The sequence below is a fragment of the Dyadobacter sp. 22481 genome, from assembly GCF_052044875.1.
GTDB lineage: Bacteria > Bacteroidota > Bacteroidia > Cytophagales > Spirosomataceae > Dyadobacter > Dyadobacter endophyticus.
On the sequence record NZ_JBQENV010000007.1, the window covers coordinates 48,174 to 71,704 of the forward strand.

The 23,531-nt window shown below is 50.1% G+C and carries 20 protein-coding genes; 10 read left to right on the top strand and 10 right to left on the bottom strand.

The window, feature by feature from the left end; translation table 11 throughout:
* The first annotated feature begins 129 nt into the window (after positions 1-129).
* From ACTJJJ_RS31175 to ACTJJJ_RS31190, 4 genes are all read left to right on the top strand, one after another.
* Positions 130-3,315, top strand: coding sequence for a SusC/RagA family TonB-linked outer membrane protein (locus tag ACTJJJ_RS31175; RefSeq protein ID WP_440703860.1), 3,186 nt, complete (start codon positions 130-132; stop codon positions 3,313-3,315).
* 10 nt (positions 3,316-3,325) lie between these two features.
* Positions 3,326-4,924 (top strand): SusD/RagB family nutrient-binding outer membrane lipoprotein, encoded by a 1,599-nt coding sequence (locus ACTJJJ_RS31180; RefSeq protein ID WP_440703861.1) that lies wholly within the window; start codon positions 3,326-3,328, stop codon positions 4,922-4,924.
* Between the two features lie 107 nt (positions 4,925-5,031).
* On the top strand, positions 5,032-5,547 hold the full coding sequence (locus ACTJJJ_RS31185; protein WP_188939283.1) for a phosphoheptose isomerase: 516 nt from the start codon (positions 5,032-5,034) through the stop codon (positions 5,545-5,547).
* 76 nt (positions 5,548-5,623) lie between these two features.
* The gene (locus tag ACTJJJ_RS31190) at positions 5,624-6,523 is read left to right on the top strand and encodes a DUF72 domain-containing protein (RefSeq protein WP_426292149.1); all 900 of its coding nucleotides are present in this window, start codon (positions 5,624-5,626) and stop codon (positions 6,521-6,523) included.
* 33 nt (positions 6,524-6,556) lie between these two features.
* Here the strand turns inward: ACTJJJ_RS31190 and ACTJJJ_RS31195 are convergent, their stop codons facing one another.
* On the bottom strand, positions 6,557-7,504 hold the full coding sequence (locus tag ACTJJJ_RS31195; RefSeq protein WP_440703862.1) for an MBL fold metallo-hydrolase: 948 nt from the start codon (positions 7,502-7,504) through the stop codon (positions 6,557-6,559).
* Between the two features lie 95 nt (positions 7,505-7,599).
* Between ACTJJJ_RS31195 and ACTJJJ_RS31200 the strand changes: the two genes are divergently transcribed.
* Complete coding sequence (locus ACTJJJ_RS31200) at positions 7,600-8,094, top strand: GNAT family N-acetyltransferase (RefSeq protein ID WP_229223374.1); 495 nt, start codon at positions 7,600-7,602, stop codon at positions 8,092-8,094.
* Between the two features lie 23 nt (positions 8,095-8,117).
* Complete coding sequence (locus tag ACTJJJ_RS31205) at positions 8,118-9,251, top strand: AI-2E family transporter (RefSeq protein ID WP_262892454.1); 1,134 nt, start codon at positions 8,118-8,120, stop codon at positions 9,249-9,251.
* A gap of 27 nt (positions 9,252-9,278) precedes the next feature.
* Here the strand turns inward: ACTJJJ_RS31205 and ACTJJJ_RS31210 are convergent, their stop codons facing one another.
* From ACTJJJ_RS31210 to pdxR, 4 genes are all read right to left on the bottom strand, one after another.
* Positions 9,279-10,580 carry an ABC1 kinase family protein gene (locus ACTJJJ_RS31210; protein WP_426292152.1) on the bottom strand — a complete coding sequence of 434 codons (1,302 nt, stop codon included), beginning with the start codon at positions 10,578-10,580 and terminating at the stop codon, positions 9,279-9,281.
* Between the two features lie 2 nt (positions 10,581-10,582).
* Positions 10,583-11,257 (bottom strand): TetR family transcriptional regulator C-terminal domain-containing protein, encoded by a 675-nt coding sequence (locus tag ACTJJJ_RS31215; protein ID WP_188939278.1) that lies wholly within the window; start codon positions 11,255-11,257, stop codon positions 10,583-10,585.
* A gap of 62 nt (positions 11,258-11,319) precedes the next feature.
* The gene (locus ACTJJJ_RS31220) at positions 11,320-12,663 is read right to left on the bottom strand and encodes a D-arabinono-1,4-lactone oxidase (RefSeq protein ID WP_440703863.1); all 1,344 of its coding nucleotides are present in this window, start codon (positions 12,661-12,663) and stop codon (positions 11,320-11,322) included.
* A gap of 82 nt (positions 12,664-12,745) precedes the next feature.
* Positions 12,746-14,233 (bottom strand): MocR-like pyridoxine biosynthesis transcription factor PdxR, encoded by a 1,488-nt coding sequence (gene pdxR / locus ACTJJJ_RS31225; RefSeq protein ID WP_188939276.1) that lies wholly within the window; start codon positions 14,231-14,233, stop codon positions 12,746-12,748.
* A gap of 119 nt (positions 14,234-14,352) precedes the next feature.
* Between pdxR and ACTJJJ_RS31230 the strand changes: the two genes are divergently transcribed.
* Together ACTJJJ_RS31230 and ACTJJJ_RS31235 are read left to right on the top strand one after the other, a co-directional pair.
* Positions 14,353-16,302: a TonB-dependent receptor plug domain-containing protein gene (locus ACTJJJ_RS31230; RefSeq protein ID WP_188939275.1), complete on the top strand. Its 1,950-nt coding sequence runs from the start codon at positions 14,353-14,355 to the stop codon at positions 16,300-16,302.
* Between the two features lie 54 nt (positions 16,303-16,356).
* Positions 16,357-17,130 carry an alpha/beta hydrolase gene (locus ACTJJJ_RS31235; protein WP_188939274.1) on the top strand — a complete coding sequence of 258 codons (774 nt, stop codon included), beginning with the start codon at positions 16,357-16,359 and terminating at the stop codon, positions 17,128-17,130.
* Here ACTJJJ_RS31235 and ACTJJJ_RS31240 read toward each other — a convergent pair.
* The 5 genes from ACTJJJ_RS31240 to ACTJJJ_RS31260 all read right to left on the bottom strand — a co-directional run bounded on the left by ACTJJJ_RS31240 (position 17,105) and on the right by ACTJJJ_RS31260 (position 20,808).
* Positions 17,105-18,094, bottom strand: coding sequence for an NAD(P)H-quinone oxidoreductase (locus ACTJJJ_RS31240; protein ID WP_188939273.1), 990 nt, complete (start codon positions 18,092-18,094; stop codon positions 17,105-17,107). The genes ACTJJJ_RS31235 and ACTJJJ_RS31240 overlap by 26 nt on opposite strands.
* Positions 18,091-18,462, bottom strand: a complete 372-nt coding sequence (locus ACTJJJ_RS31245) for a YccF domain-containing protein (protein ID WP_188939272.1) — start codon at positions 18,460-18,462, stop codon at positions 18,091-18,093. The genes ACTJJJ_RS31240 and ACTJJJ_RS31245 overlap by 4 nt, the downstream gene beginning before the upstream one ends.
* Before the next feature lie 49 nt (positions 18,463-18,511).
* Complete coding sequence (locus ACTJJJ_RS31250) at positions 18,512-19,177, bottom strand: pseudouridine synthase (protein WP_440703864.1); 666 nt, start codon at positions 19,175-19,177, stop codon at positions 18,512-18,514.
* 292 nt (positions 19,178-19,469) lie between these two features.
* On the bottom strand, positions 19,470-19,706 hold the full coding sequence (locus ACTJJJ_RS31255; protein ID WP_188939270.1) for a hypothetical protein: 237 nt from the start codon (positions 19,704-19,706) through the stop codon (positions 19,470-19,472).
* A gap of 49 nt (positions 19,707-19,755) precedes the next feature.
* Positions 19,756-20,808 (bottom strand): DUF3500 domain-containing protein, encoded by a 1,053-nt coding sequence (locus ACTJJJ_RS31260; RefSeq protein ID WP_440703865.1) that lies wholly within the window; start codon positions 20,806-20,808, stop codon positions 19,756-19,758.
* A 145-nt stretch (positions 20,809-20,953) separates the two neighbouring features.
* On the opposite strand from ACTJJJ_RS31260, the gene ACTJJJ_RS31265 reads away from it, so the two are divergent.
* Together ACTJJJ_RS31265 and ACTJJJ_RS31270 are read left to right on the top strand one after the other, a co-directional pair.
* Entirely contained in the window at positions 20,954-22,300 is a 1,347-nt protein-coding gene (locus ACTJJJ_RS31265; RefSeq protein WP_426292163.1) for a deoxyguanosinetriphosphate triphosphohydrolase, read from the top strand.
* Positions 22,301-22,408: 108 nt separating this feature from the next.
* A complete protein-coding gene (locus tag ACTJJJ_RS31270; protein WP_188939267.1) occupies positions 22,409-23,530 on the top strand; it encodes an FIST signal transduction protein in 1,122 nt (373 codons plus the stop codon).
* The last annotated feature ends 1 nt before the right edge of the window (position 23,531 follow it).

Below are 23,531 nucleotides of genomic sequence, written 5' to 3' on the forward strand. Positions count from 1 at the left end.
AAAAATGTGTTATTTTCAGTTAAAAAAGCACTATATACATATGGAGTCAACTGCGGTATATTTGACCTGATTTTCAGCCCTAATTCCTTAATCCAAGAAAACGGTTTAACCTATCGATGTACAAACTGTATGAAAAAAAATTTACTAGTTAAGATGCTGATACTGCTCACTGTGCTCTCCCTTAGGGGGTATGCGCAGGAAATGACAGTATCCGGGAAAGTAAGCGACGCTGCCGGCGGTGAGATAGCCGGTGTCAATGTAGTTGTAAAAGGTACCACAAGAGGTACCTCCACCAACAATAAAGGCGAATATAGTATCACTGTCGAGAAGGGGAAAACATTGGCGTTCAGCTATATCGGTTACGTTACCAGAGAAGTGACAGCCAATGCAACCATCCTGAACCTTTCACTGACCGCCGAAGCAACGGCATTGAACGAAGTGGTAGTAACCGCATTGGGTATCAGTCGCGAAAAGAGATCTCTTGCCTATTCCATTACGGAAGTAGCAGGAACCAACATGACGGCGGCTCGGGAGGCCAACCTCGGTAACGCCCTGGCCGGACGTGTAGCGGGGGTTAACGTCAGTAAAATCGCCTCTGGGCCTGCGGGTTCCTCCCGCGTGATCATCCGCGGTAACAAATCCCTTCAAGGGCCTAACCAGCCACTCTATGTAATCGACGGTATTCCGATGGATAACAACAACTTCGGCCAGGCCGGCCTTTGGGGAGGTTCCGATGAAGGGGATGGTCTTTCGAGTATCAACCCGGATGACATCGAGTCGGTGACGGTACTGAAAGGTGCTAATGCAGCAGCATTGTATGGTTCACGCGCAGCGTACGGCGTTATCAACGTCACTACCAAGCGCGGAACCAAAAGAAAAGGTATTGGTGTCGAATTCGGTTCAAACTATGTTCTTGAGAAATTCAACGACCTGTCGGACCTCCAACATTCTTACGGCAGTGGTTCTTACGTGAATGGTGTAGCTTCTAAGCCCGCCAATCAAACACAAGCCTACGAATGGGGCGACGACTCATGGGGGCCCAAATACGATAACAGCCAATATGTAGGCTTCGACGGCAAAATGCGGCCTTATGCTTATCAGGGCGACAATTTCTCTCGCTTTTATAAAACAGGTCACGCATTTACCAACAACCTTGCATTGTCGGGCGGAAACGAAACCCAGAACTTCCGGGCATCGGTTACCAATCTGAACAGCACCACCATTATCCCTAATTCGGGCTATGACAGGATCAACCTTTCGCTATCGACCAATGCCAAATTCGGCAAAAGGCTGACATTGGATGCGAAAGTTCTCTATTCAGAAGAAAAAGCTAAAAACCGTCCGAACGTGTCCGATTCACCCGGTAACGCGATCCAGTCGCTTTGGCGCACTCCCGGCAGCTATAATGTGCTTGACTATTATGGTGACCCTAACAAACCAGGTGCGATTCCTGCCGGAACCGACGCGAATAGCCTGAGTATTTTCGGCAAGCAGGTAGGTGAAGAATACCAGCAAGCCAGCAACAACTGGGGCCAGAACCCCTACTGGGTCACGCACCAGTTCATTAAAACCGACAAAAAGAACCGGTTTATCACTTCCGGCTCATTGAAATACCAGCTTACCGACTGGCTATACATCTCTGGCCGTGTTGGCCTCGACAAATACCAACGTCGCGCCGAAGGGCTCACTCCGGAAGGAACAGGTTATCAGCGTGGTGGGGCGCGGAGCATGGGAACCTGGAATGTCCAGGAAATCAATGCCGAATATATGATAGGAGTTAACAAAGATTTTGGGAAAATCGGTATTAACGCGTTTGCCGGCGGTAACCGCATGAGACGGAAATATGACTACGTGAACGCTTATGGTAATGGCTTCAACGTTCAATTCTTCCCTGCTTTAAACAACGTAAAGGGTAAATCGTGGGATTACGATTTCAAAGAGAGAGGGATTAACTCATTGTTGGGATCGGCGGAGATTTCTTACGACGGTTTTCTCTATCTAAACGCAACCGCGCGTAATGACTGGTTCTCTCTTTTGAATCCGGAAAGCAACAGTACACTATATCCGTCAATCGGAACCAGCTTCGTATTTTCTGATGCTTTTAAAAACCTCCCTTCCTGGGTCTCCTATGGTAAGGTACGTGCATCCTGGGCACAGGTGGGTAACGCTACAAATGAGGAGTATTCAACCAACCTGACCTATTCTCTGAACGGCAATCCCCACCTGGGCTATCCGATGGCATCGTTCTCGCAAGCAATGGGTAACGGCGGTACCATTCCGAATCCGAACCTGAAACCATTGACAGTGACAGAAAAAGAGATCGGTATTGATTTCCGTCTTTTTAATAACAAAGTCGCCGTGGATTTCACTTATTACGATCAGCAGACTACCGACGACATCCTTAGCGCGACCATCTCCAAAGCCACGGGCTTCGAGAAGACTTACGTAAACCTTGGTAAACTGCAAAACAGGGGCATCGAATTGTTGCTCACAGTAACTCCCCTTAAGAGCAGCATACTTAACTGGGATGTCAGTTTGAACCTTGCCAAAAATAACAATAAAGTAAAAGCGCTGATCGAAGGCAGCAATGAGCTTGTAATGGATGAACCGCGTACACGTAACTCTTACATCAAAAACATTGTAGGCCAACCCTTTGGTATGATCACCGGTCGGGTGCAGAAAATGTCCCCGGATGGCCAGCCCGTGTTTTACAACGACGGCCGCCCTGTCGGATCGAGCGGGTATGAAATCATCGGTAATGGTATAGCCAAGCTTACCGGCGGTCTGACCAACGCATTCAATTACAAAGGCATCGATCTTTCTTTTCTTGTCGATTTCAAATGGGGAGGGGATATTCTTTCAGGTACCAATATGCGCCTTGATCAATGGGGTGTGAGCAAACAGTCGCTGAAAGGAAGAGAAGGCGAAGCACCTTTGACCGTAACAGGCGTAACACAGGAAGGCACCGAATACAAACCTTTCACCAAAACCCTGTCGCCACGTGAAGCTTATGACTACTGGCAATCCGTTGGCGGTGAAGCCGACGCTGTAACTCCAATGTACCTTTATGATGCTTCGTTCATTAAGTTGAGGCAGTTAACCTTAGGTTACTCAGTTCCGAGAAAACTGCTTGAAAAAACCCCGTTGCAAAGCCTGAGCGTTTCATTCGTCGGACGAAACCTGGCTATCCTGTTTAAAAACATCGATAATGTGGATCCTGAGTCGACTTACTCGAATGGAAACTCACAGGGCTTCGACTACTTCGGTTTCCCTTCTACACGCAGTTACGGTTTCAACTTGAGAGCAACATTCTAATTATCCCGACATGAAAAATTTGACGAAATATTTGAAATATAGTTTGGCGATAATGTTGGCGACTGGCTGTGATACGAAGGAACTCCACGATCTCAACATTAATCCGCAGGCATTGAACCAGGTTAACCTGAACCTGATGTTCACGTCAGCCGAATTGGGCATAGCTTCCAATGGTACATCCGGCGACAACCGCTACATCGACTGGCGTACCAACATAGGTATGTGTGCCTACGCGATCCAACAGCTGGCTAATGCAGGCGGCGGTATCGCTCCCGGTGATAAATACACGGTGAATGCCGAAACCAATGCGGCACCCTTTGATTTCACCTACAATGATCAATTGAAAAACCTTGCCGAAATCCTGAAACAATCCGGACCGGGCGGATTTGGAGAAGGTAAATACCTGAATATGCGCCAGGCTGCACGCATTCTTCGCGCATTCAGCTTTGCCCGCCTCACCGACTTTTACGGCAACATTCCCTATTCCGAGGCCAATAAAGGCACGGAAGGTATTTTCTTTCCAAAATATGACTCGCAGGATGCTGTCTACGCCGATTTGCTGAAAGAACTGGACGAAGCTTCCTCGGCGCTAAGCGCATCCAATGCAGATGAGGGCTTCGCTGCTGCCGATTTCATCTATAAAGGCGACATCGCGAAGTGGAAGAAATTCGGTTATTCCCTTATGCTCCGTCTTGCCATGCGCATTTCCAATGTGGACGCAGCCAAGGCGGCAACTTACGTAACCAAAGCAGCGGCCGGAGGCGTATTCGCGAGCAATGCCGACAACGTTTGGGTAGCAATGGCCGACGGTCCGGGGGAATGGACCAACCAGAATGGTATTTCCCGGGCATTCGATCCGGGCGATGGCGGACAGCCTGCATACCTCAGCGCTACGCTCGTAAACTTCCTGAAGGGCACCAATGCCACCAGTACGGCTGATGATGATCCGCGATTGATGGTTATCAGCGGAGGAATCGGTGATTGGACTGCCGCCGGCTACACTCCTATTACGCTTGACCCACTGAAACAAAAGGGCATGCCGAATGGATACGACCAGCCCATGCTCGACAAACTCGAAGGCCAGGCCGTGATATTGCCGAAAACGTATTCCCGTATCAACGTGAAAATGTTGCAAGACTCGGATCCATACATGATCATGAACTACGGCGAAGTCGAGTTTCTACTGGCAGAAGCCATTGAACGCAAAATCGGAACCGGTATCTCTGGAACGGCGAAATCGCATTACGACGCAGGTGTGAAAGCATCCATGCAAATGTACACGCCGTACGATGCGGCGCTGACAGTTTCGGATGCGGCGGTAACCGCTTATCTCAACACCTACCCCTATGGCACCGCCAAACCGGCGCTGGAAATGATCGGGGAGCAAATGTGGGTGAACAAATTCTTCAACTGGTGGGAAGCTTGGAACGACTGGCGCAGAACCGGCTTTCCCAAGCTGACACCCACCAATTACCCAGGCAACGTAACCCAAGGAACCATTCCCGTAAGACTCCGCTATCCGACCAACGAAGTAGCAGGTAACCCGAACTACCAGACAGGCGCTACTTTGCCCGACGAATTCACCACAAAGGTATGGTGGGACAAATAGTATAAATTAGTAGATTTAATTCAAAAGGTGCCCTGAATATTTTGGGGCATCTTTTTGTTTTTTATCCTAATTTTGAAATTCACCTGATTCATTAATTACTATTGGTTATGATACAATCGTTTGCGGCCGATGCCGATAAAAATGAGGTTTTCGAAAAAGTACAGCAGTTTATAGATGAGCAAGGCTTCACGGTTGTAGCCAAAGACCATTCACGCCCATGGGGCGGTTTCTTTGTACTCGACGAAAGTCAGGCACCCAAGTTCATCTCCACATTCTTCCCGCATTTGTCGCTCGCTGATTTCGCGGGTTATGAAAAATTAAGCCCCAAAGTTCTTGTGGTGGCCCCGAACAAACGCCTTTCATGGCAATACCACCACCGTCGCGCCGAAATATGGAAAGTGATCGGCGGAAACGCGGGCATCGTGATCAGCGACACCGACGAAGAAACCGAATTGCAGCAACTGTCGATCGGTACGGTCGTGAACCTCAAAAAAGGCGAGCGCCATCGCCTGGTGGGTGTCAACGAATGGGGTTTCGTAGCCGAAATCTGGCAACATACAGATCCTTCCAATCCATCCGACGAAGACGATATCGTTCGGGTTCAGGACGACTTCGGAAGATAATCCGGTCGTTATTCGACAACTGGCAAGTCTTGGAGGCTTGCCAGGTTTTTAATTCCTCATCCTAACCTAGCCAGTCATGAAATTCGGAAAAGTTGAAAATCCCGATGACATAGATTTCAGTTTGCCGCCCGATGCTCCTGCCAACAAAGCGCTGCTGAATGCGGCGAAAGCCGGAAAACCGGGAATCTACATCGGATGTGCCAAATGGAATAAAACCGACCTCAAAGGTTTTTATCCCAAGGGTACTAAAGATGAATTGGCGTATTATGCGACGCAATTCAACAGCATTGAGCTGAATGCCACCTTTTACAATAATTTCCCTGTTGAAACGATCGAAACCTGGTATACCAAAACGCCGGCGGGTTTCAAATTTTTCCCGAAACTGCACCAGGGTATCAGCCATTGGAAAAGGTTGAAAGATGCCAAGGAGCCGACCGACATTTACCTCGACGGGATCGCTCATTTGCAGGACAAACTCGGAATGCTTTTCCTGCAAATGCCCGACAATTTCGGCCCCAAAAACTGGGAAATATTGAAGGCATACCTGGAAGAATGGCCTTCCGGCTTCCCGCTTGCGCTGGAATTGCGGCATACGGGATGGTACGACGGGTCATTTGACAGCGAAGAGCTTTATAGTCTGCTGGAAAAGAAAAATATCTCGCATATCGTGACCGATTCGGCCGGACGCCGTGACCTGCTGCACATGCGACTCACAACGCCCACCGCATTCATCCGCTACAACGGCGCTAATGTCGATTCTGATTATACCCGCCTCGACGACTGGTTTGAAAGGCTGAAACGCTGGACGGAGGAAGGTATCCAGAATATCTATTTCTTTGTTCACCAGAACCATGAGGAAGCATCGCCTTTGCTATCCTCGTATTTGATCCAGAAACTAAACAAAGAATTGGGAATGGAACTACAAGTCCCCTACGACCCGAGAGTGGCAAGCGGCCAGGTTACCCTATTCAAATAGCAAAAGGCGGGTCGCAAAACCCGCCTTTTGCATTCAATTCAATTCAAACTTTACACCTTGTTCGGGGAAGATCAGCCGCAGCCCGAGGGTATTACCGGCATTTAATTCCTTGCGTATTATTTCTTCATTATTTCCGGTGGGTTTGATGTGCGTAACGACCACGTTCAGGCCTCGTAAACGCTCTTTTCCGGTCAATCCGGCCAGCACTTCAAATTCCTGGATGAACCATTTCGGCGTGAGGTGCCCGTACAAATGGCGGTCGGGCTGCGTGTTGGGATACGAGACTTCCAGGAAAACCCCTGTCAATTGGCCCGATTTCACCAGCGGCGCCACAGCGGCCCAAACCCTGTGCATATGATCGGTTTTCTCTACCTCATCCGGCCCTGTATCACCGAAATACAGCGCATAGGATTCTCCACTCTTCACGAGAAAAGCAGTACTGGAATAAGGTTTCGAATGACTTAGCGGGAAGGCTCTCACGGACATTCGTGTCTCCGCAAGCGGCGTTTCTTCCCCCTCCGACAATTGTTGGTAACGATATTTGTTCAATGCGGGCGCATTACCGTCGTTCGCCAGGTTAGGCCAGCTTTGCCAGTTGAAATAATGCGCTTTCATCACACCAATGCAATGCTCCATAGCATAAACCTGCTTCACCGTATCGTCCACCGAATTGATGACCATGCCGGAAATATGATCGAGATGCGGGTGTGAAATGAGGTAGCCTTTGATATATTTTTTTAAAACCGTTTCCCCATTCACGTTGAATGTCTTCTTTTCGATAGCCTTTTCAATGCCGTTACTCACCGTACCCGCATCCAGGCACACATACGCATCCGAGCCGGCAGGCGCGAGCAGGTATGCGGAAAGGTTTCCATCCATTGTTCCCCCTTTAACACCCAGAGGCACGACTTTGAAGCCCTTTTGCGCAAATGCGGCCAACGACAGGACCAGTAACAGGAGAGTAGCAACTATATTTTGCATATTCTTTTAAGTATTAACAAACAGCCCTGAAAGCGCCGCGATGCAAAACTACAAGTCGTTTCGAAAGATCGTCAAATAAAACTCGGATAACGCAAATGCCTATCTTCGCAATCCAGACATTCAAATTGCGTAAACTAATGCCCGAAATCATCCGCACCACCAGCGACAACCCCGATTTCCAGAATCTTACCAGCGAGCTTGACACCGAACTCTGCCGCATTTATAACACTAAAAAGGAAGATTACGAGGACTACAACCGCATAACCGGTCTGTCAACCGTCGTGCTTGCCTACGAAAATGGCATCGCCATCGCCTGCGGATGCTTCAAACAGTTCGACACGCAGCGCATCGAGTTGAAACGAATGTTTGTTACACCCGACTTCCGTGGCATAGGTCTTGCCTCGATGGTGGTTGAGGAATTAGAAAAATGGGCCGGGGAGCTTGGTTATCCAACGGCGATTCTCGAAACCGGCATCGGCCAGCCGGAGGCCATCGCATTGTACCGGAAGCTGGGATACAACGATATTCCGCATTTCGGAGAATTTCCGGATGAAGCGCGGAGTGTTTGTTTGGGGAAAACTCTATCTTAACCGTTTTCAACGCGAACTGACACATAGTGGAAACCTCTACCCCTCCCTTCTACCAAAAACTCTCCCTAACCCTCCTCGCGATCGGCATTATCATGATCGCGATTTACCTGGGGCAGGACATTATCGTGCCGCTTGCATTGGCGGGGTTACTTGCCGTTTTGCTCCGCCCATTGGAACAGCGACTGATTCAAATCGGTATTCCAAAAACACTCGCGATTACGCTGGCCCTGTTTTGCGCGGTTTTGGTGGTGTCGGCGGTAACAGTATTGATATCCATGCAAGTTGCCGACTTCTCCGACGAATGGCCGAAGCTCAAAAAGAATATCGACCTTTTTTACCGTGATGCGCGCCGGTGGATTCGCCGGGAATACAGTGTGAGCTACCGCCAGCAAGCCGAATATCTCAAAAATGCGCAGAGTAAAACATTGGAAACGTTTCAGGGACCAGATACGCTGGGTGCGGTAACAGGTCCGCTTGGCACATTGATCCTCATTCCTATTTATACTTTTCTGCTGCTCTATTACCGGGCAATGCTGATCCATTTTTCGGTGGTGCTTTTCGCAGAACGGCAAAAGCAACTCGTGCTGGAAATCCTTGGAGAAATCAAATCGATCATCCAGAGCTACATGGTGGGATTACTGCTCGAAACGACAGTGGTTGCCGTCCTCAACTCGGCCGGGTTATTAATACTGAATGTTCAATATGCAATCCTGTTGGGCGTAATGGCAGCCATTCTCAACCTGGTACCCTACATCGGCGGGTTGGTTGCGACAGCGCTTGCGGTAATGGTAACGTTTATCAGCCATCCCGAAATTGACGTGCTGCTGGGCGTTGTGGGTGTATTTATCGCCGTGCAGGTGATCGATAACAATTTCCTGGTGCCGTTCATTGTCGGCTCGAAGGTGCGCATCAATGCATTGGTGTCGATCGTAGGCGTGCTCGTGGGCGGCGCGCTCGCAGGCTTGTCGGGAATGTTCCTTTCGATTCCGGCGATTGCCATGATGAAAGTGATTTTCGACCGGGTAGAGGGGTTGGAACCGTGGGGGATTTTACTGGGGGACCAAACGCCCGAGCAGGCGAATAACAACCTGTTCCGTTTCGTAAAACTTAAAAAGCCGGCGGCAGGCACCGACCCGGAAGAAGAAAACCAGTCGTGAGGGTATCACGACCGGTTATGATTGGTGTCAGTTTACAAATTGCTTGGTATCCACCACCGCTTTGAGGTCATGCAGCAGGCTGAACAGCCCGAAGAACGTGCGGTTGATGTAAATAAAGTGCTTGGAACCCCGGTTCATATTCATTTTACGCAGCTCCTTGTCGTTGGCATATTTCTCGCCTAATGCCGCCAGTTTAAGGAAAAATTCTTCGTCCGAAAAATCGAACGTTTCGGCGTTGAAAGGCTGTGTGAGTAATGCCAGTATTTCCCGGAAAAGATTCGAGAAATAAACGGTTTCGGCTTTGGTATCCCTGTCCGTCAGAATTTCGAGTTCGACCAGTTTTGCATGAAAAATGGCTGGATTGTTCAGATTCTCCGGCTCGGCGAGCTCGAAATAGGGATTGTAGAACTCCTCGGGTATTTCTTTGATACAGCCAAAATCGATGGCGATCAGATTGTCTCTTTCATCGATCAGGAAGTTACCCGGATGCGGGTCGGCGTGGACTTTGCGGAGCTGGTGCACCTGGAACATATAAAAATCCCACAATGCCTGGCCGATCTTGTTGGCGGTTTCCTGGTCAGGATTCGTTTTGCAAAACTCCGACCAGTGCTTTCCATCCATCCAGTCCATCGTAATCACCCGCTCGGATGAAAACTCGGGGTAGTATTTCGGAAAACGCAGGTTCGGGATATGATCGCAAGCCTCGGCGATTTCAGCGCTTTGGGCTATTTCGAGAATGTAATTGGTCTCCTCGGTCAGCTTGGTTTCTACTTCCTTGAAATACTTGTCCGAATCCTTCGCCTGAATGTTGAACATTTTCATCGCGATGGGTTTCACCAGCGCCAGGTCCGACGAAATGCTTTCCGCGACACCGGGGTACTGGATTTTCACCGCCAGTTCTTTGCCATTATGCGTAGCCTTATGCACCTGGCCAATGCTGGCCGCATTGATCGCATTAGGATTAAATGTATCGAACAATTCCAACGGCGATTTTCCGAAATATTTCCGGAAAGTCTTCACTACCAGCGGCGCAGAAAGCGGCGGCACCGAAAACTGCGAAAGCGAAAACTTCTCTACGTAGGCCTGCGGCAGGAAATTCTTCTCCATACTCAGCATCTGAGCGAGCTTCAAAGCGCTGCCTTTCAAACTTTTGAGGCTATCATAAATATCCTCGGCATTGTTGTTGTTGAGATTATCCCGCGCCGTTTCCGGACTGGTGATCTTCTCGCCGTAATACTTCAGATAATTCCCCCCGATTTTGACCCCTGTGGAAATAAGCCGGGTGGCACGCCGTATTTTGGAAGTAGGTATGCTGTCAATTGTCTCCATTCCTACTTCAATTTTTCTTTAATGAGAAACTTCCCAAAATCGATCACGCTCTCCAACGGCGTAGTATCGATCAGGTCGAATGTAGCACGGATCGATTTTTCGATGAACAGGTCCGTCTTTTCAAAACCTACGGATTCATCGTCGAGCCAGAATTTCAAGGTAAGCAAAAGTTGAATCCACGCACCTTCTTCCAGCGCGTCCTGCTGCGCTTTGCGGATACGTTCGCTTTTGGCTTTCAGGTAACCATCGCTGATCTCGTGGATGTATTCTTTGAAACTGTTGCGGAACTCTTTCAGCTTCAAAATACCGTTTAGCTTGTTCTTTTCCTCCTTCAATGCAAAAACCACATAGCTGCGGTTGGCGGTCAGGATTTCGACAAGTGTAAAATAGTAGGCTAAAAGTTTGTCCCGGAAACCCACGCCGTCGATCTCGCCGCTCTGGCTGATCAGGTTCGCGGCCAGGTTATGAAAACTGACAAAAACGCGTTTTTCAAGCGAATCGATGGAAGTAAAGAACTTGTAAAAGTCCTTTTCCGCGAAACCGTGCTCTTTGGAAAACAGGTACACCGATTCCGGCTTCTTGTGGTTTTCCAGGCAGTAATGCATGTATAACTCGGTAATCTTGTCGGCGGTGAGGTCCACGCTTGCTGGTGGTAGCGCCTTCGTTTTGGTAGCCATCAGAAGTATTTGTTTACTTATGGAAGATGAGTCACATAAGGGTAAACGCTTTGAGCGGCTATTTAATTCGCAAACACATTCAAATTCAGAAACCCATTGCGGAACTTCCCTTTCGGGTCCATTTGCGCCGCCAGCTCCCGGAACTCCGGCAGTTTTTCATATCTTTTTTCCAATAAACCAGGCGAAACCGTAAACAACTTGCCCCAATGCGGCCTCGGATCGAATGGCGCCAGTTCTTTTTCGATCACCGGCAACAGCTTACTTACCGCTGGCCAATCCTGTTTCCAGGTAAAGTGTATCGCCACCGAATCCTGCTTGTAACAAGGGCTCAGCCACAGATTGTCCGCTGCGATGGTCCTCACCTCTGATGTAAACAAATGCGGGCTGATTTGGCTGCCCATTTTAGAAATAGCCAGAATCGCATCCACCGCATTCCTGCGTGGCACGAAGTATTCCGTCTGCAATTCCTTGCCGCTGCTCGGTGTGAAACCCATTTTGAAATGCGGCATTCGCTCATACCACGGCCCCGGTACGCCCATTTGCTCGGTACAGTTCTCAGCAGAGAGTTCGGGGATCGGATGCAGGTTTTTCGTAGCCAGTTTTGCCCCAAAGAATTCCTTCGTTCCCGAAGGCTGGCCCTGCTCTGCTTTAAACTTAACCCACACCTCTGTAATGTCGTCAGTAGCCCAGTTTGTAAATAAACTCACACTGTCTCCGCTCGACTCAATTTCATCAAAATGCGCCTTCAATTGGCTCAATGGCAGATTTTCATATACATACTGGCCCATCATAAATGTAGGCTGTACGTCAAGCGTCACTTTCGTCACCACACCCAACGCCCCCAAATGCACTACCGCCGCATTGAATTTCTCTCCGTCTTTCTCGCGGCTCAGTTTCAACACCTCACCATCCGCCGTCACAATTTCCATCGCCGACACCGCAGTAGCCAGGTTCCCATTCTTCTCCCCCGACCCGTGCGTGGCCGTAGCACAGGCACCAGCCACCGAAATATGCGGCAGCGAAGCCAGGTTATGCAATGCAAAACCTTTCTGGTGCAGATAGGGAGCCAGCTGGCCATATTTCAACCCGCCATTGACGGTCACTGTTTTATTTTTGGTATCCAAATCCATTTGCTCCTCCGCACCCACGACCGTAATGAACTGGTCTTTCGTATCTGCAATGTCGTTGAAACAATGCCGGGTGCCAAGCACTTTCAGCCTGGGATATTTCCTGACGATCTCCTGTACTTGTTGTATATTTTTGCCCAAATCGAGCTTTTCGGTGCTGTATTCGAGGTTTCCTGCCCAGTTACGGAGCTTATCGCCATTGGCCCAGCCGCTCAGCGGGGAAAGTAAGGGAGCCGTCATTAATGCGGATGAAAGTTTGATGAAAGTACGTTTGTTCATGCGGTTGCCAGGTTGAAATGCACGAATAGGAATTTATCCCAAATTAATTGAATAAATCAGCATTCCAACCGCTTCCCGCGCATTAGCCGGTCTTTTCCAGGACTGCTTTCAAAATGGAAGTAGCCTCCCGCAGCTCTTTCTCGTCGAGGCTGCCGAAGCCAAGCCGCATGGCACTGAGGCGGCCTGTCTGGAACAGCAACGTTTGCGGCAAATGCAGGTTCTCGCGCAGGCACTCCTTGCTCACACGCATGAGATTAATGTCACGCCGCCATTCGGTCCAGATCGCCAGGCCGCCCGGCGGGGCCTTGAATGTCAGATAAGGGCTGAAATCATTTCCCAGGAGCTCGGTAAACAAATCCCGGCGCTGATGGTAAACCTTTTGCGCTTTCTTAATATGGCGCTGGATTTCCCCTTCATCGAGCAGTTCGGCTAGTGCCTGCTCCATCATTAAGTCGCCCTGCCTGTCGATGATCCGTCGCATTTTTCCCAGTTCCCGGATCAAATTCCTCGGCGCAACCACATACCCCGACCGTAACCCTGGCGCCAATGCCTTACAAAATGAGCCCACGTAAACGACCATCCCGGCCCCGTCGGCACTTGCCAGCGGAAGCACCGGACTGCTGTTGTAGTGGAAATCGTAGTCGTGATCGTCTTCCAGGATAATAAACCCATACTTCACCGACAAATTCAGCAACTCCACCCGTCGCTCGGCACTCAGCGTGACCGTCGTCGGATAATGGTGATGCGGGGTGATGTACAGCATACGGATCGGTGTGTGCTCGCAAAGCTGCCGCACGGCTTCCACAGAAATACCCTGGTCATCGACGGGTACCGAAAGGATATTCGCCCCGGCCTGCTGGAAGATCATATTAGCAACGTAATAACTCAGGTCGCCCACCACCACATTATCGCCTTTTTTCAGCAGCAGCGTAGATGCCAGGTAAATGCCCATCTGTATGCCTCGCGTTGTGATGATGTTCTCCGCGCCGATGTGCAGGCCGCGGGTGTTGTTGAGATAAGTCGCCAGGCGTTCGCGGAACCAGATATTTCCTTCCACGTGCGAGTAGGTAAGGTATTTCCGGTTGTTACTTCTTCTCAAAACGCTGGAATAGGCCTTCGCGAGCTTGTCCATGGGCGCGAGTCGGACGTCCGGGAGGCCGTCGGTGAATTCCAGATCCACACGCGAAAGTGACACTGGCCGGTCGAGCAGCATACTTTCCTCGAATGCGAAGCCGGTTTGTTGGGGATATTGTTTCAGATCGGTCACGCTCGCCGACAAGGCACTGCCCTGGATGAGCGGGCTCTTCCGGGTCACGAACGTCCCTCGGTTCGGCAGCATTTCGATCCACCCTTGCGCGTCGAGTTCGTTATAGGCGGCCACGACGGTTTTGCGGTGCACATCGAGCATTTCCGCAAGCGCCCGCGTACCAGGTAGTTGCACACCCGTAACGAGTACGCCGCGTTGAATGGCGTTGATCATCTGGTGCGCGATTTGCAGATAAACAGGTGTCGCGGACGCACGGTCCAGCAGGATCACATTTTTAAAAGGTATTTCAACCGGACTACTCATAAGATTCAAACCGGAGCATGTAAACGGGCCGGCAAGATAGTAGTTTTGGGTGAGAAAATGGTGGCCTGCGGCCGTCGGCCGTTGGTGGTCAAAAAAACACAAATCGTTACCAATCCCCTATGAAGCAACATTACGTAATCACCCTTCTATTATCATTCATCACAAACCTGTCCCTGGCGCAGGAAATATCGCTTGACCCGGTTACCGTTACATCTTCACTCGTAGAAAAGCGTGCGTCGCAAACGGGCCGGAACATTGCGGTGATCAAAGGCGAATATTTTCAGCAACTGCCCGTGCACAGCATCGATGACCTGCTCCGCTACGTGCCCGGCGTGGAAATACAGGCACGCGGACCGCAGGGGTCGCAAAGCGACATCATTTTGCGCGGCGGTACCTTCCAGCAAGTGCTCGTGATCCTCGACGGTATTCGCCTCAACGATCCCAACACCGGACATTTCAACAGCTACATTCCCATTTCGCCTGCCGAGATCGAGCGGATCGAAGTTTTGAAAGGCGCTTCCTCCGCATTATACGGTTCCGATGCAGTGGGCGGGGTTATTCACGTAATTTCCAAAACTTTCGCGGCGCGTCTGGCCGGCTCCGAAGAAGGTAACAGCGTACAGAAAACGCAGGTCAACGGGGGGATAAGTGCCGGTGAATATGGTTTGTTCAACGCCAATGTGGGTGCCTTTGTCCAGCGCGACAAGCTGGCGGTTTCCGGCGGATTTCTTTCAAATAATGCTTCCGGCGTGCAGCAACGGGGCATTAAGGGCTATTTCCACAACAATACTGCCTCATTATCGCTGAGTTATGCCATTTCTCCCAGCTGGAACCTCGCCGTTCGCAGCGCTTACGATCACCGCGATTTCGCCGCCCAAAACTTTTATACGGTCCTCAAATCAGACACCGCCAGCGAGAAAGTCAAAATATCGTGGAACCAGGTAAGGTTGAGCTACCAGAAGAACAAAACAGCGTTTTCAATCGACGGGGGGTATAAATCCGTGCAGGACACCTATCTTTTCAACCCGCATTCCATCGCGAACAGCAGCAAATCGAAACTATGGCAGGGGCTTGCTACTTTGCAGCAGAGGCTTGCTTCCAGCACGAACCTGATCGCGGGCGTCAATTTCCAGCAGCGCAACATTAAGTCCAACGACCGCGGCGACCATACCCTGAATCAGCTAGCACCATTCGTTTCGGTTGTGCAGAATTTTGGGGAGCATTTTACCGTGACGCCTTCCGTACGCATCGATTGGCGGGAAAGCATTGGTACCGAGGTATCACCACAAATCAATTTGTCCTACAAAAAATCAGGCTGGCAACTGCGCGCGAGTGCGGGTAAGACCATCCGCGACGCCGATTTCACGGAACGTTTTAATAACTACGCAAAAAAATTGGTCACCGGCGGCAGCGTCGGTAACCCCGACCTGAAAGCAGAACGCTCGTTCAGCTACGAAGCCGGTGCCGACTGGTTCCTTACCAGCAGCCCTGCCACACAGCTCAAAATTTCAGGTACATTTTTCCAGCGCCGTCAGAAAGACCTGATCGATTACGTGACGACACCCTATGCGCAAATGCCGCGCAAGGACAACCTCTCGCCTACCGGCACATTCGGTCTTGCATTAAACATCGCCGAGGTGAATACCACCGGTTTCGAACTCGATATGCAGTCGGCAAACGCCATTTCCGACAACCAGAAACTGATTTTCAATGCAGGCCTTACCTGGCTCGACAGCGACAACAAGAGCCAGATTCAGTCATTTTACCTGTCGTCTCACGCCAAGTTCCTAGCCAATTTCTCGGCCATTTACCAGATAGGAGGTTTTTCGCTGAGTTTGAATGGATTGTACAAAAAACGGGCAGAGCGTGAAGCATTGGCCATCGAAGCCGCTATTTCAAAAAACTACTTTATTCTCAACGCAAGGGCTGAATATGCTTTCCTGAAACGACGACTGGCCCTGTTTGTACAAGCGGACAACGCTTTCGACAAGCACTACAGCGACGTTTTGGGCTCGGTGATGCCTGGCCGCTGGCTGATGGGCGGCGTGCGCTTTAATTTTGTGAAGTAGTGCGCGGCATTGTTTTTGCAGGAGTTCGTATATTCGACGTGAAAGCACCCATCTATGTTTTCGAGTATACGCAACTCCTGCTTTTTATTGGCATTACTTTCATTTTCCGGCCCACAGGCTGTCAGCGCGACCGATAACGCTTCGGTCGATGTTTCCGTAAAGAAATTGAATGTTTACTTCATCAGTGGCCTTGGGGCCGACGAGCGTGTTTTTACCAAACTGAAACTCGACCCGAGGTTAAATGTGAAGTATATCAAATGGGTCAGACCATTGAAGAAAGAGTCGTTGCAGCATTATGCAGCGCGGTTGAGCAAGCAGATCGACACGTCCCAACCTTTTCAGCTCGTGGGTCTATCTTTCGGCGGGGTTGTTGCTTCAGAGATTGCCGATGTCGTTTGTCCGCAGCAGGTCACACTTATTTCGAGTATGTCGACTGGCGTTCCGCTTTCGAAGTTTTATCAGATGATGATCCGGTTTTTACTGATGTCACCATTGTCGGCACCGCTACTCAAATCAGCCAACCGGTTAACTTACAGCTATTTTGGAGCAGATACCCCTGAGCTGAAAAAGCTGCTCAAACAGATCCTGCACGACACCGACAGCAAATTTTTAAAATGGGCATTGACCCGCATGAGTGGCTGGAACCGAAAAGAGCGTGTCGAAAACCTGTTCCACATTCACGGTACAGCCGATAAGCTGATCCCGATCCTCATTGTAAAACCGGATATCATCATCGAAGGGGGTGGACATTTAATGGTTTATGCCCAGGCCGATCAGATTTCAAAAATCCTCAACCACCGGCTTACGGCCATTGATTCAGCAGAATAATCTTGCCGATATGGTCGCTGGTTTCCATTAATGTATGTGCTTCTGCCGCTGCTGCGAGCGGAAATGTCTGCGCGATCACCGGTTTAAACAAGCCCTTTTCCAAAACCGGCCACACGTATTTTTGAATATCGGAAGTTAATGCCGCTTTGAAAGCGTGGTCGCGGTTTCGCAGTGTACTGCCGGTCACTGTGAGCCGCTTACGCATAATCAAGCCAAAATCTGCCTCGTCAGCGCCTTTGACCTTACTGCCTTTCATGGTATTGATAAAAACCAACCGGCCTTCCTCGCGTAGCAAGCGCAAGTTTTTGGGAATATAATCACCGCCGACCATATCGAGGATCACGTCCGCGCCCTGCTCCCTCAATGCTTCCTCGAAGTCTGAAGTTTTATAATTAATACTAATATCGGCGCCCAATGCCTCGCAAGCCGCGCATTTTTCATCCGAGCCTGCCGTCGTAAACACCTTTGCTCCGAATGCCTTGGCCAACTGAATGGCGGTAATGCCTATGCCGCTACTGCCGCCATGCACCAGAAACCGCTCTCCCGCCTGCAACCGCCCTCTCTGAAATACATTATGCCAGACCGTGAACACCGTTTCGGGCAATGAAGCGGCCTGTATATTATCAAAGCCCTCGGGTATAGGCAGGCAATGCGCCGCCTGTGCGAGCGTGTATTCCGCGTAACCTCCGCCCGCGAGCAATGCACATACGCGCTCGCCAGGCTTCCATCCGGTCACATCGGCGCCTGTCTGCGCTATTACCCCGGCAACTTCCAGCCCCGGAACGTCCTGCGGCGCTCCCGGCGGTGGCGGATAGTTCCCTTTTCTTTGAAAAACATCAGGCCGGTTTACACCCGCCGCATATACTTTAATCAGCACTTCCGAAGCGGCGGGTGCAGGTGTTTCACTTTCGTGAATTTCCAGCACTTCCGGCCCTCCCGGCTTCGTGATCACAATGGCTTTCATGAATAAATCTCTTTACCAAAAGGTGTAAAAGACAAGCTCATCAGTTTGAAATGCTGTTTCGCGAAAGGCAGACCGATAATGGTGATCGCCAGCAGTATCCCGAAAATCAAATGCGTAAGCGCGATCCAGATCCCGCCCAGGAAAATCCAGATGATATTGAAAACGGTCGATAAACAACCGATATTCCCAGGGACTTCCCGCACATGCTGACCGAATGGAAAGAGCGTCATAATACCGATCTTGAAACATTGAATGCCGAAAGGAATGCCGACGATCGTCAGGCAAAGCGCCAGGCCGGCGAGCATATATTCGATAAAAACAACAAATCCACCGAAAATTAGCCAGATAATGTTTCCAATGAGGTTCATGACGCGATCAGTTAATGTGAATGTGGGCTAAAACTAATCCCGCAGGCAACTAGTATGCAGGATTTTCGATGGACGGCTCTACCAGGAAATCGTCGGACGAAATCGATGACTTCCAGTTTTCTATTTTCAGCAGCCTGAAAAATTCGGCCTCCTCTATTTCCCTAACCCCGCCAGGCGGCAGATCACCCAGCTCCAAATCCTCGATACTGGCGCGAACAAGACGCCTGCAACGATGATTAGCCTCCCGCACCATCTTCCTGACCTGGTGAAATTTCCCTTCCGTGAGCGTGATGTTCAACCAGGTATTCGGCACATCGGGCTGGGCTTCGTTTTGATGTGTACTTAAAATCGGGGGGCGGTCGATAATCTCGACTTGGCAGGGTGCTGTGGTGTAATAAACACCACCCTTCACGCGAATGGGAATGCCCGTCCGTAGCAATTCTACTGTTTCAGTCGAAACGATATGGCCCACATTCACCCAATAGGTGCGCTTATGCGGCACTTCGCCCTGGAAAAGCAGATTAGTGACTTTTTTATTGGTAGTAAGGATCAGCAACCCCTCGGAGTGGCTATCCAGCCGCCCCACGGCATGAGTCCCCTCAGGAAATTCAAAATCCAGCGCACCCAGCAACCGGACATCATCGGTGCTGACGAACTGCGAAACCATATTGTGGGGTTTGTTGATAATAAAGTAGCGGCGCGGTGTTGGATTCATCGATGATTTTAAAATTCCCACTCCAAATTTTCCGGATCCTGACGACTATTCCAAATCGTCAGAATATGTATTTCCGATTCCGTTTCCTCATAAATGACAAAATAGTCGCGGACGATCTTAATGCGAACGTGTTCAACATCGGTTCTCTTACCGATTTAGGGATGCATGGCAACCAACTCAATAGCCTTTTTGAAAAGCTTGTTAAGCTTCCGGCTGTATGTTTTGGATTGGTTTCGGTTAATCCAGTATTCTAATATATGTTTTCGATCAGTGTGTGCTCAGGCGGACCAGATTACTTGTTTAGCCATTCTTCGATTTCTTTGTCGGCCTGGTTATTGGTAAGGTATGCCCCATTCTTGATTTGCTCCCGCGCTTCGTCGATGGCCACTTTTTGCGCATTATTCAGTTTGAGAGGCTCTTCCAAATCGGATTCTGTCGCCAACAACCGGTAGGCCTCGGCCAGAATATCCTCATTATCGATCTCCCTGATCCTATCAATCAACCGCTCTTTCAATCCTGTCGCAGACATCTTTTTCCTATTTGTTTACCCTAATATACGAGTTTTCCCATGCACTTACTCACTTCTTATGCCCCGCCTCATAATGCGCCTGCAATAAATCCTCCCCAAAATCACTGGTCAAATCCCTTACAACGGAGTGAATATGATTCCCGCCGTTTTGCGTGTTGTCAAATTCGATCAGGAACGTCGGGCCGTGGATGCGGTAGTAGTGGCCATGCCCGGTACCGATCTCGGGTTGCTGGTCGCCGAGCCAGGCGAAATGGATTTTGTCGATACCGTTCTTTTCGAGCTCAGCCCATTGCTGGTTTTTGAGCGTGACGTGGTACCGTTGCAGGTAGGCCATAATCAGTTTTTTGAATGCCGTTTTTTGAGCCGCATTCAATTCGCCCATCGCAACGCCTTCCATTTTGGCCAGCGAGGCTTTTCTTGCATTGGATGTAAATATCTCGTTAGGCGCTTTCGCTCCGAGATTTGCTTTTTCGAGCTGAGAGGCATCGAGGCTGTGGAGTAAATCGAATGCAAGGTCCTGCTCGGCTTTGAGTATCCGCTTGCCTTTCTGCGGAACGTCGGCCATTACCTGGCCTGGGTTGCTGCCGAAAAAGCTGGGTGTGTAGGTGACCTGGTTGTCAACCGACGAAAAGTGCAGCGACAAATGGTGCCCTTCCACCCGCCAGCCCCAGGGTTCGTCGCCCGGTGTGCCAAAAACGAGGAATGCATAATTTTCGGGATCGCGGTAGGTGTCGTTGGCGGGTCGGGATTCCACGACGCGCAGTACGTTTTCGAGGTCAATGATTTGCTCGGCTTTGCTGTAACCCTCCTGGCTAAGCACTACACGCACCATCTCCATCGCAGCTTTGCGCTGGGCAGCACTCATAGTCTTAAAAGTAATGCCCTTGCGGGCTCTCGGCGTAAAATTCCAATCGAAACGGGCCAGATCGGCATAGGGAAGAGCGGTTTCCTGTCGCTGTTCGGGGGTAAGGATTTTCAGAAATGTAGTTACCGCTTCGCGCATTTCACGGGTTAGCGCTTCGTTTTTCTGGGCCGACGCCGGCGAGCCGGTCAAAGCGGTTGAAATAACCCCAAAAAACAAACACCATGCTAGCTTTTTCATATTGTTTCGGTTTGAAATAAATCCTTATCTATGACCCTATTAAAAGCGTGCAGGCTGCCGGTTTCTACCTGAAACCCGCAATAGCTGCCTTTCCCTGCACATTTTCGCTGAAAGCCATTAGTTTTGCCGTTTATTCGAAATCAATATGATGAAGTGGGAACAATTGCTGTCGGCCAAACGCTGGGGCAGCGAAGACAAGTACAATTCAGATCCGACCGAGGCCCGCTCGGAATTCCAGCGCGATTACGACAGGCTGATCTTTTCTTCTCCCTTCCGCAGGTTGCAGAACAAAACACAGGTTTTCCCCCTTCCCGGGAGTATTTTTGTCCATAACAGACTCACGCACAGTCTCGAAGTAGCAAGTGTAGGCAAGTCACTGGGGCGGATGTTTTATAATAATCTGAAAACCCGGAACCATCAGATTGACGACGAGCTGCCGCTGATCAGTGAGATCGGCAATATCATTTCGGCCGCCTGCCTGGCGCACGATCTCGGCAACCCGGCATTCGGGCACTCAGGCGAAGCTGCTATTTCGCATTACTTTACGGACGGCGATGGTTTGAAATACCAAAAAGAGGTCAGCGAAGCACAATGGGCCGATCTGACGCACTTTGAAGGTAATGCCAATGCGATCCGCATCCTCACGCATCCGTATGCGGGCAAGGGTTATGGCAGTTTTGCGTTGACCTACTCCACGCTTGCCGCCATTGCCAAATATCCCTGCGAATCTCTCGCAGGACATCAGAAGGCGAATATCTATACTAAAAAATACGGTTTCTTCCAGTCTGAGCAGGCTGGCTTTCAGAAGATCGCCGCCGAGCTCGGCTTATCGCAGGTTTCGGAATCGCCGATGGTATACAAAAGGCATCCGCTCGTGTACCTGGTGGAAGCTGCGGACGACATTTGCTACAATATTATCGACCTTGAAGATGCTCACCGGCTCAAAATCCTGTCTTATCAGGAAGTGGAAGCGCTGTTGCTTGCACTTTGCAACGATCCGCGGATGCCGGGCCGCCTGGCGGAAATCGAGGATGATGACGCAAAAATCGGCCTGCTTCGCGCCAAATCGATCAGTACACTGATCGGCGCTTGCTCGGAACTGTTTATCAATGAGCAGGAAACGATCCTGAACGGCGATTTCAACGCAGGCCTGATCGACCGCATTCCCGAGCCTCACCGGTCGGCGATGAAGGAGATCGCCCGCATTTCTGTTCATAAGATCTACAACTACTCGTCGGTGGTGCAGATCGAAGTGGCAGGTTATAAAGTAATGGGTGGATTGCTGGAAGAATTCGTACCTGCGTACCTTAATAATAATTCACATTATACCCGTAAGCTGGTGGAACTTATCCCCCGGCAATTCATCACAACCAAAACAGACCCCTATTCCAGAATACAGACCGTCCTCGATTTTGTATCGGGCATGACGGACCTTTACGCCGTAGAACTATTCCGTAAAATCAAAGGCATTTCGTTCCCATCTATTTCGTAGTATAAACCGATTTACATTTGCAGTGCAGCGTCAAGCGTAAAATTAATTCGTTCTCAAAAGTTTTATGTAAATTGTTGATCGAATTATTAGTCGCAACCACCTGTATCTATGCAGATTGAACAGTTTGTCTATTCAAATAGGCCGTCTGAAATCCCGTTCTCCTTTTCTCCGCAATTGCTGTTTATCTTCGGCGACCGCGAACTGCTTGAAACTACGGATATTCCGCGCCAGTTGGCATTGCAATATCCCGATGCCGTATTTTCCGGATGCTCAACTGCCGGGGAGATCGCCAACGAGTCGGTAAAGGATCACTCCGTCATTGTGACGGGCGTCGCTTTCGATCAAGTTTCGATCAAAAGTTCTAAAATCAGTCTGGAAGACATTGCATTCGACAGCTTTGAGGCTGGCAAGCAGCTCGTCTCGAAACTTCCGATAAAGGGTCTGAAACATGTCTTCGTCATATCCGACGGGCTGAAAGTAAACGGTACCGACCTTGTGAAAGGCATGACGGAAGGATTGACGGACGGAGTTACAATCACCGGCGGCCTCGCGGGTGACGGCTCGCATTTCGCCCGTACGATAATTATTGAGCCCGATGGAAAAGTCACGACGGAAAGTGTGGCGGCTATTGGCTTTTATGGTGAGAAACTTTCGATCGGCTTCGGCTCGCGCGGCGGCTGGGATAGTTTCGGGCTCGACAGGCGGGTAACCCGTTCGAAGGACAATATTCTTTACGAAATCGACGGGCAGCCTGCGCTGGATCTTTATAAATCTTTTCTTGGCGAAAAAGCAAAAGACCTGCCTGCCTCAGGCCTTCTTTTCCCGCTGAGCATGCGCGACAATGAGGACCGCGTCCCTGTGGTGCGCACCATTCTGGGTATCAATGAGGAAGAAAAGAGCCTTACGTTCGCTGGCGACATTCCCGAAGGCTCGTTCGTCAGATTAATGAAGGCCAATAACGACCGGCTCATCAATGGCGCCGAGGAAGCGGCCCAGGAAGCGGCGCGCAGCCTTGATAATAATGCCGAATTTGCGATTCTGGTAAGTTGCGTCGGACGCAAGCTCGTATTGAAGCAAATGGTGGAAGAAGAGGTAGAATCCGTCTCCGAAGTGCTGAACGGACCGGTCATGACCGGCTTCTACTCCTACGGTGAGCTAGCCCCGTTCAACCGCGATTCGTTGTGCGAGCTGCATAACCAAACCATGACTATTACCACTTTCAGTGAATAAC

What these genes read in the sequence shown, in the direction of transcription:
- ACTJJJ_RS31265 (WP_426292163.1), top strand. Translation starts at nt 20,954, where the DNA reads ATGATGAAGTGGGAACAATTGCTGTCGGCCAAACGCTGGGGCAGCGAA.
- ACTJJJ_RS31210 (WP_426292152.1), bottom strand. Translation starts at nt 10,580, where the DNA reads ATGGAGACAATTGACAGCATACCTACTTCCAAAATACGGCGTGCCACC.
- ACTJJJ_RS31185 (WP_188939283.1), top strand. Translation starts at nt 5,032, where the DNA reads ATGATACAATCGTTTGCGGCCGATGCCGATAAAAATGAGGTTTTCGAA.
- ACTJJJ_RS31190 (WP_426292149.1), top strand. Translation starts at nt 5,624, where the DNA reads ATGAAATTCGGAAAAGTTGAAAATCCCGATGACATAGATTTCAGTTTG.
- ACTJJJ_RS31245 (WP_188939272.1), bottom strand. Translation starts at nt 18,462, where the DNA reads ATGAACCTCATTGGAAACATTATCTGGCTAATTTTCGGTGGATTTGTT.
- ACTJJJ_RS31230 (WP_188939275.1), top strand. Translation starts at nt 14,353, where the DNA reads ATGAAGCAACATTACGTAATCACCCTTCTATTATCATTCATCACAAAC.
- ACTJJJ_RS31220 (WP_440703863.1), bottom strand. Translation starts at nt 12,663, where the DNA reads ATGAACAAACGTACTTTCATCAAACTTTCATCCGCATTAATGACGGCT.
- ACTJJJ_RS31255 (WP_188939270.1), bottom strand. Translation starts at nt 19,706, where the DNA reads ATGTCTGCGACAGGATTGAAAGAGCGGTTGATTGATAGGATCAGGGAG.
- ACTJJJ_RS31180 (WP_440703861.1), top strand. Translation starts at nt 3,326, where the DNA reads ATGAAAAATTTGACGAAATATTTGAAATATAGTTTGGCGATAATGTTG.
- ACTJJJ_RS31200 (WP_229223374.1), top strand. Translation starts at nt 7,600, where the DNA reads ATGCCTATCTTCGCAATCCAGACATTCAAATTGCGTAAACTAATGCCC.
- pdxR (WP_188939276.1), bottom strand. Translation starts at nt 14,233, where the DNA reads ATGAGTAGTCCGGTTGAAATACCTTTTAAAAATGTGATCCTGCTGGAC.
- ACTJJJ_RS31260 (WP_440703865.1), bottom strand. Translation starts at nt 20,808, where the DNA reads ATGAAAAAGCTAGCATGGTGTTTGTTTTTTGGGGTTATTTCAACCGCT.
- ACTJJJ_RS31195 (WP_440703862.1), bottom strand. Translation starts at nt 7,504, where the DNA reads ATGCAAAATATAGTTGCTACTCTCCTGTTACTGGTCCTGTCGTTGGCC.
- ACTJJJ_RS31240 (WP_188939273.1), bottom strand. Translation starts at nt 18,094, where the DNA reads ATGAAAGCCATTGTGATCACGAAGCCGGGAGGGCCGGAAGTGCTGGAA.
- ACTJJJ_RS31270 (WP_188939267.1), top strand. Translation starts at nt 22,409, where the DNA reads ATGCAGATTGAACAGTTTGTCTATTCAAATAGGCCGTCTGAAATCCCG.
- ACTJJJ_RS31215 (WP_188939278.1), bottom strand. Translation starts at nt 11,257, where the DNA reads ATGGCTACCAAAACGAAGGCGCTACCACCAGCAAGCGTGGACCTCACC.
- ACTJJJ_RS31235 (WP_188939274.1), top strand. Translation starts at nt 16,357, where the DNA reads ATGTTTTCGAGTATACGCAACTCCTGCTTTTTATTGGCATTACTTTCA.
- ACTJJJ_RS31250 (WP_440703864.1), bottom strand. Translation starts at nt 19,177, where the DNA reads ATGAATCCAACACCGCGCCGCTACTTTATTATCAACAAACCCCACAAT.
- ACTJJJ_RS31175 (WP_440703860.1), top strand. Translation starts at nt 130, where the DNA reads ATGAAAAAAAATTTACTAGTTAAGATGCTGATACTGCTCACTGTGCTC.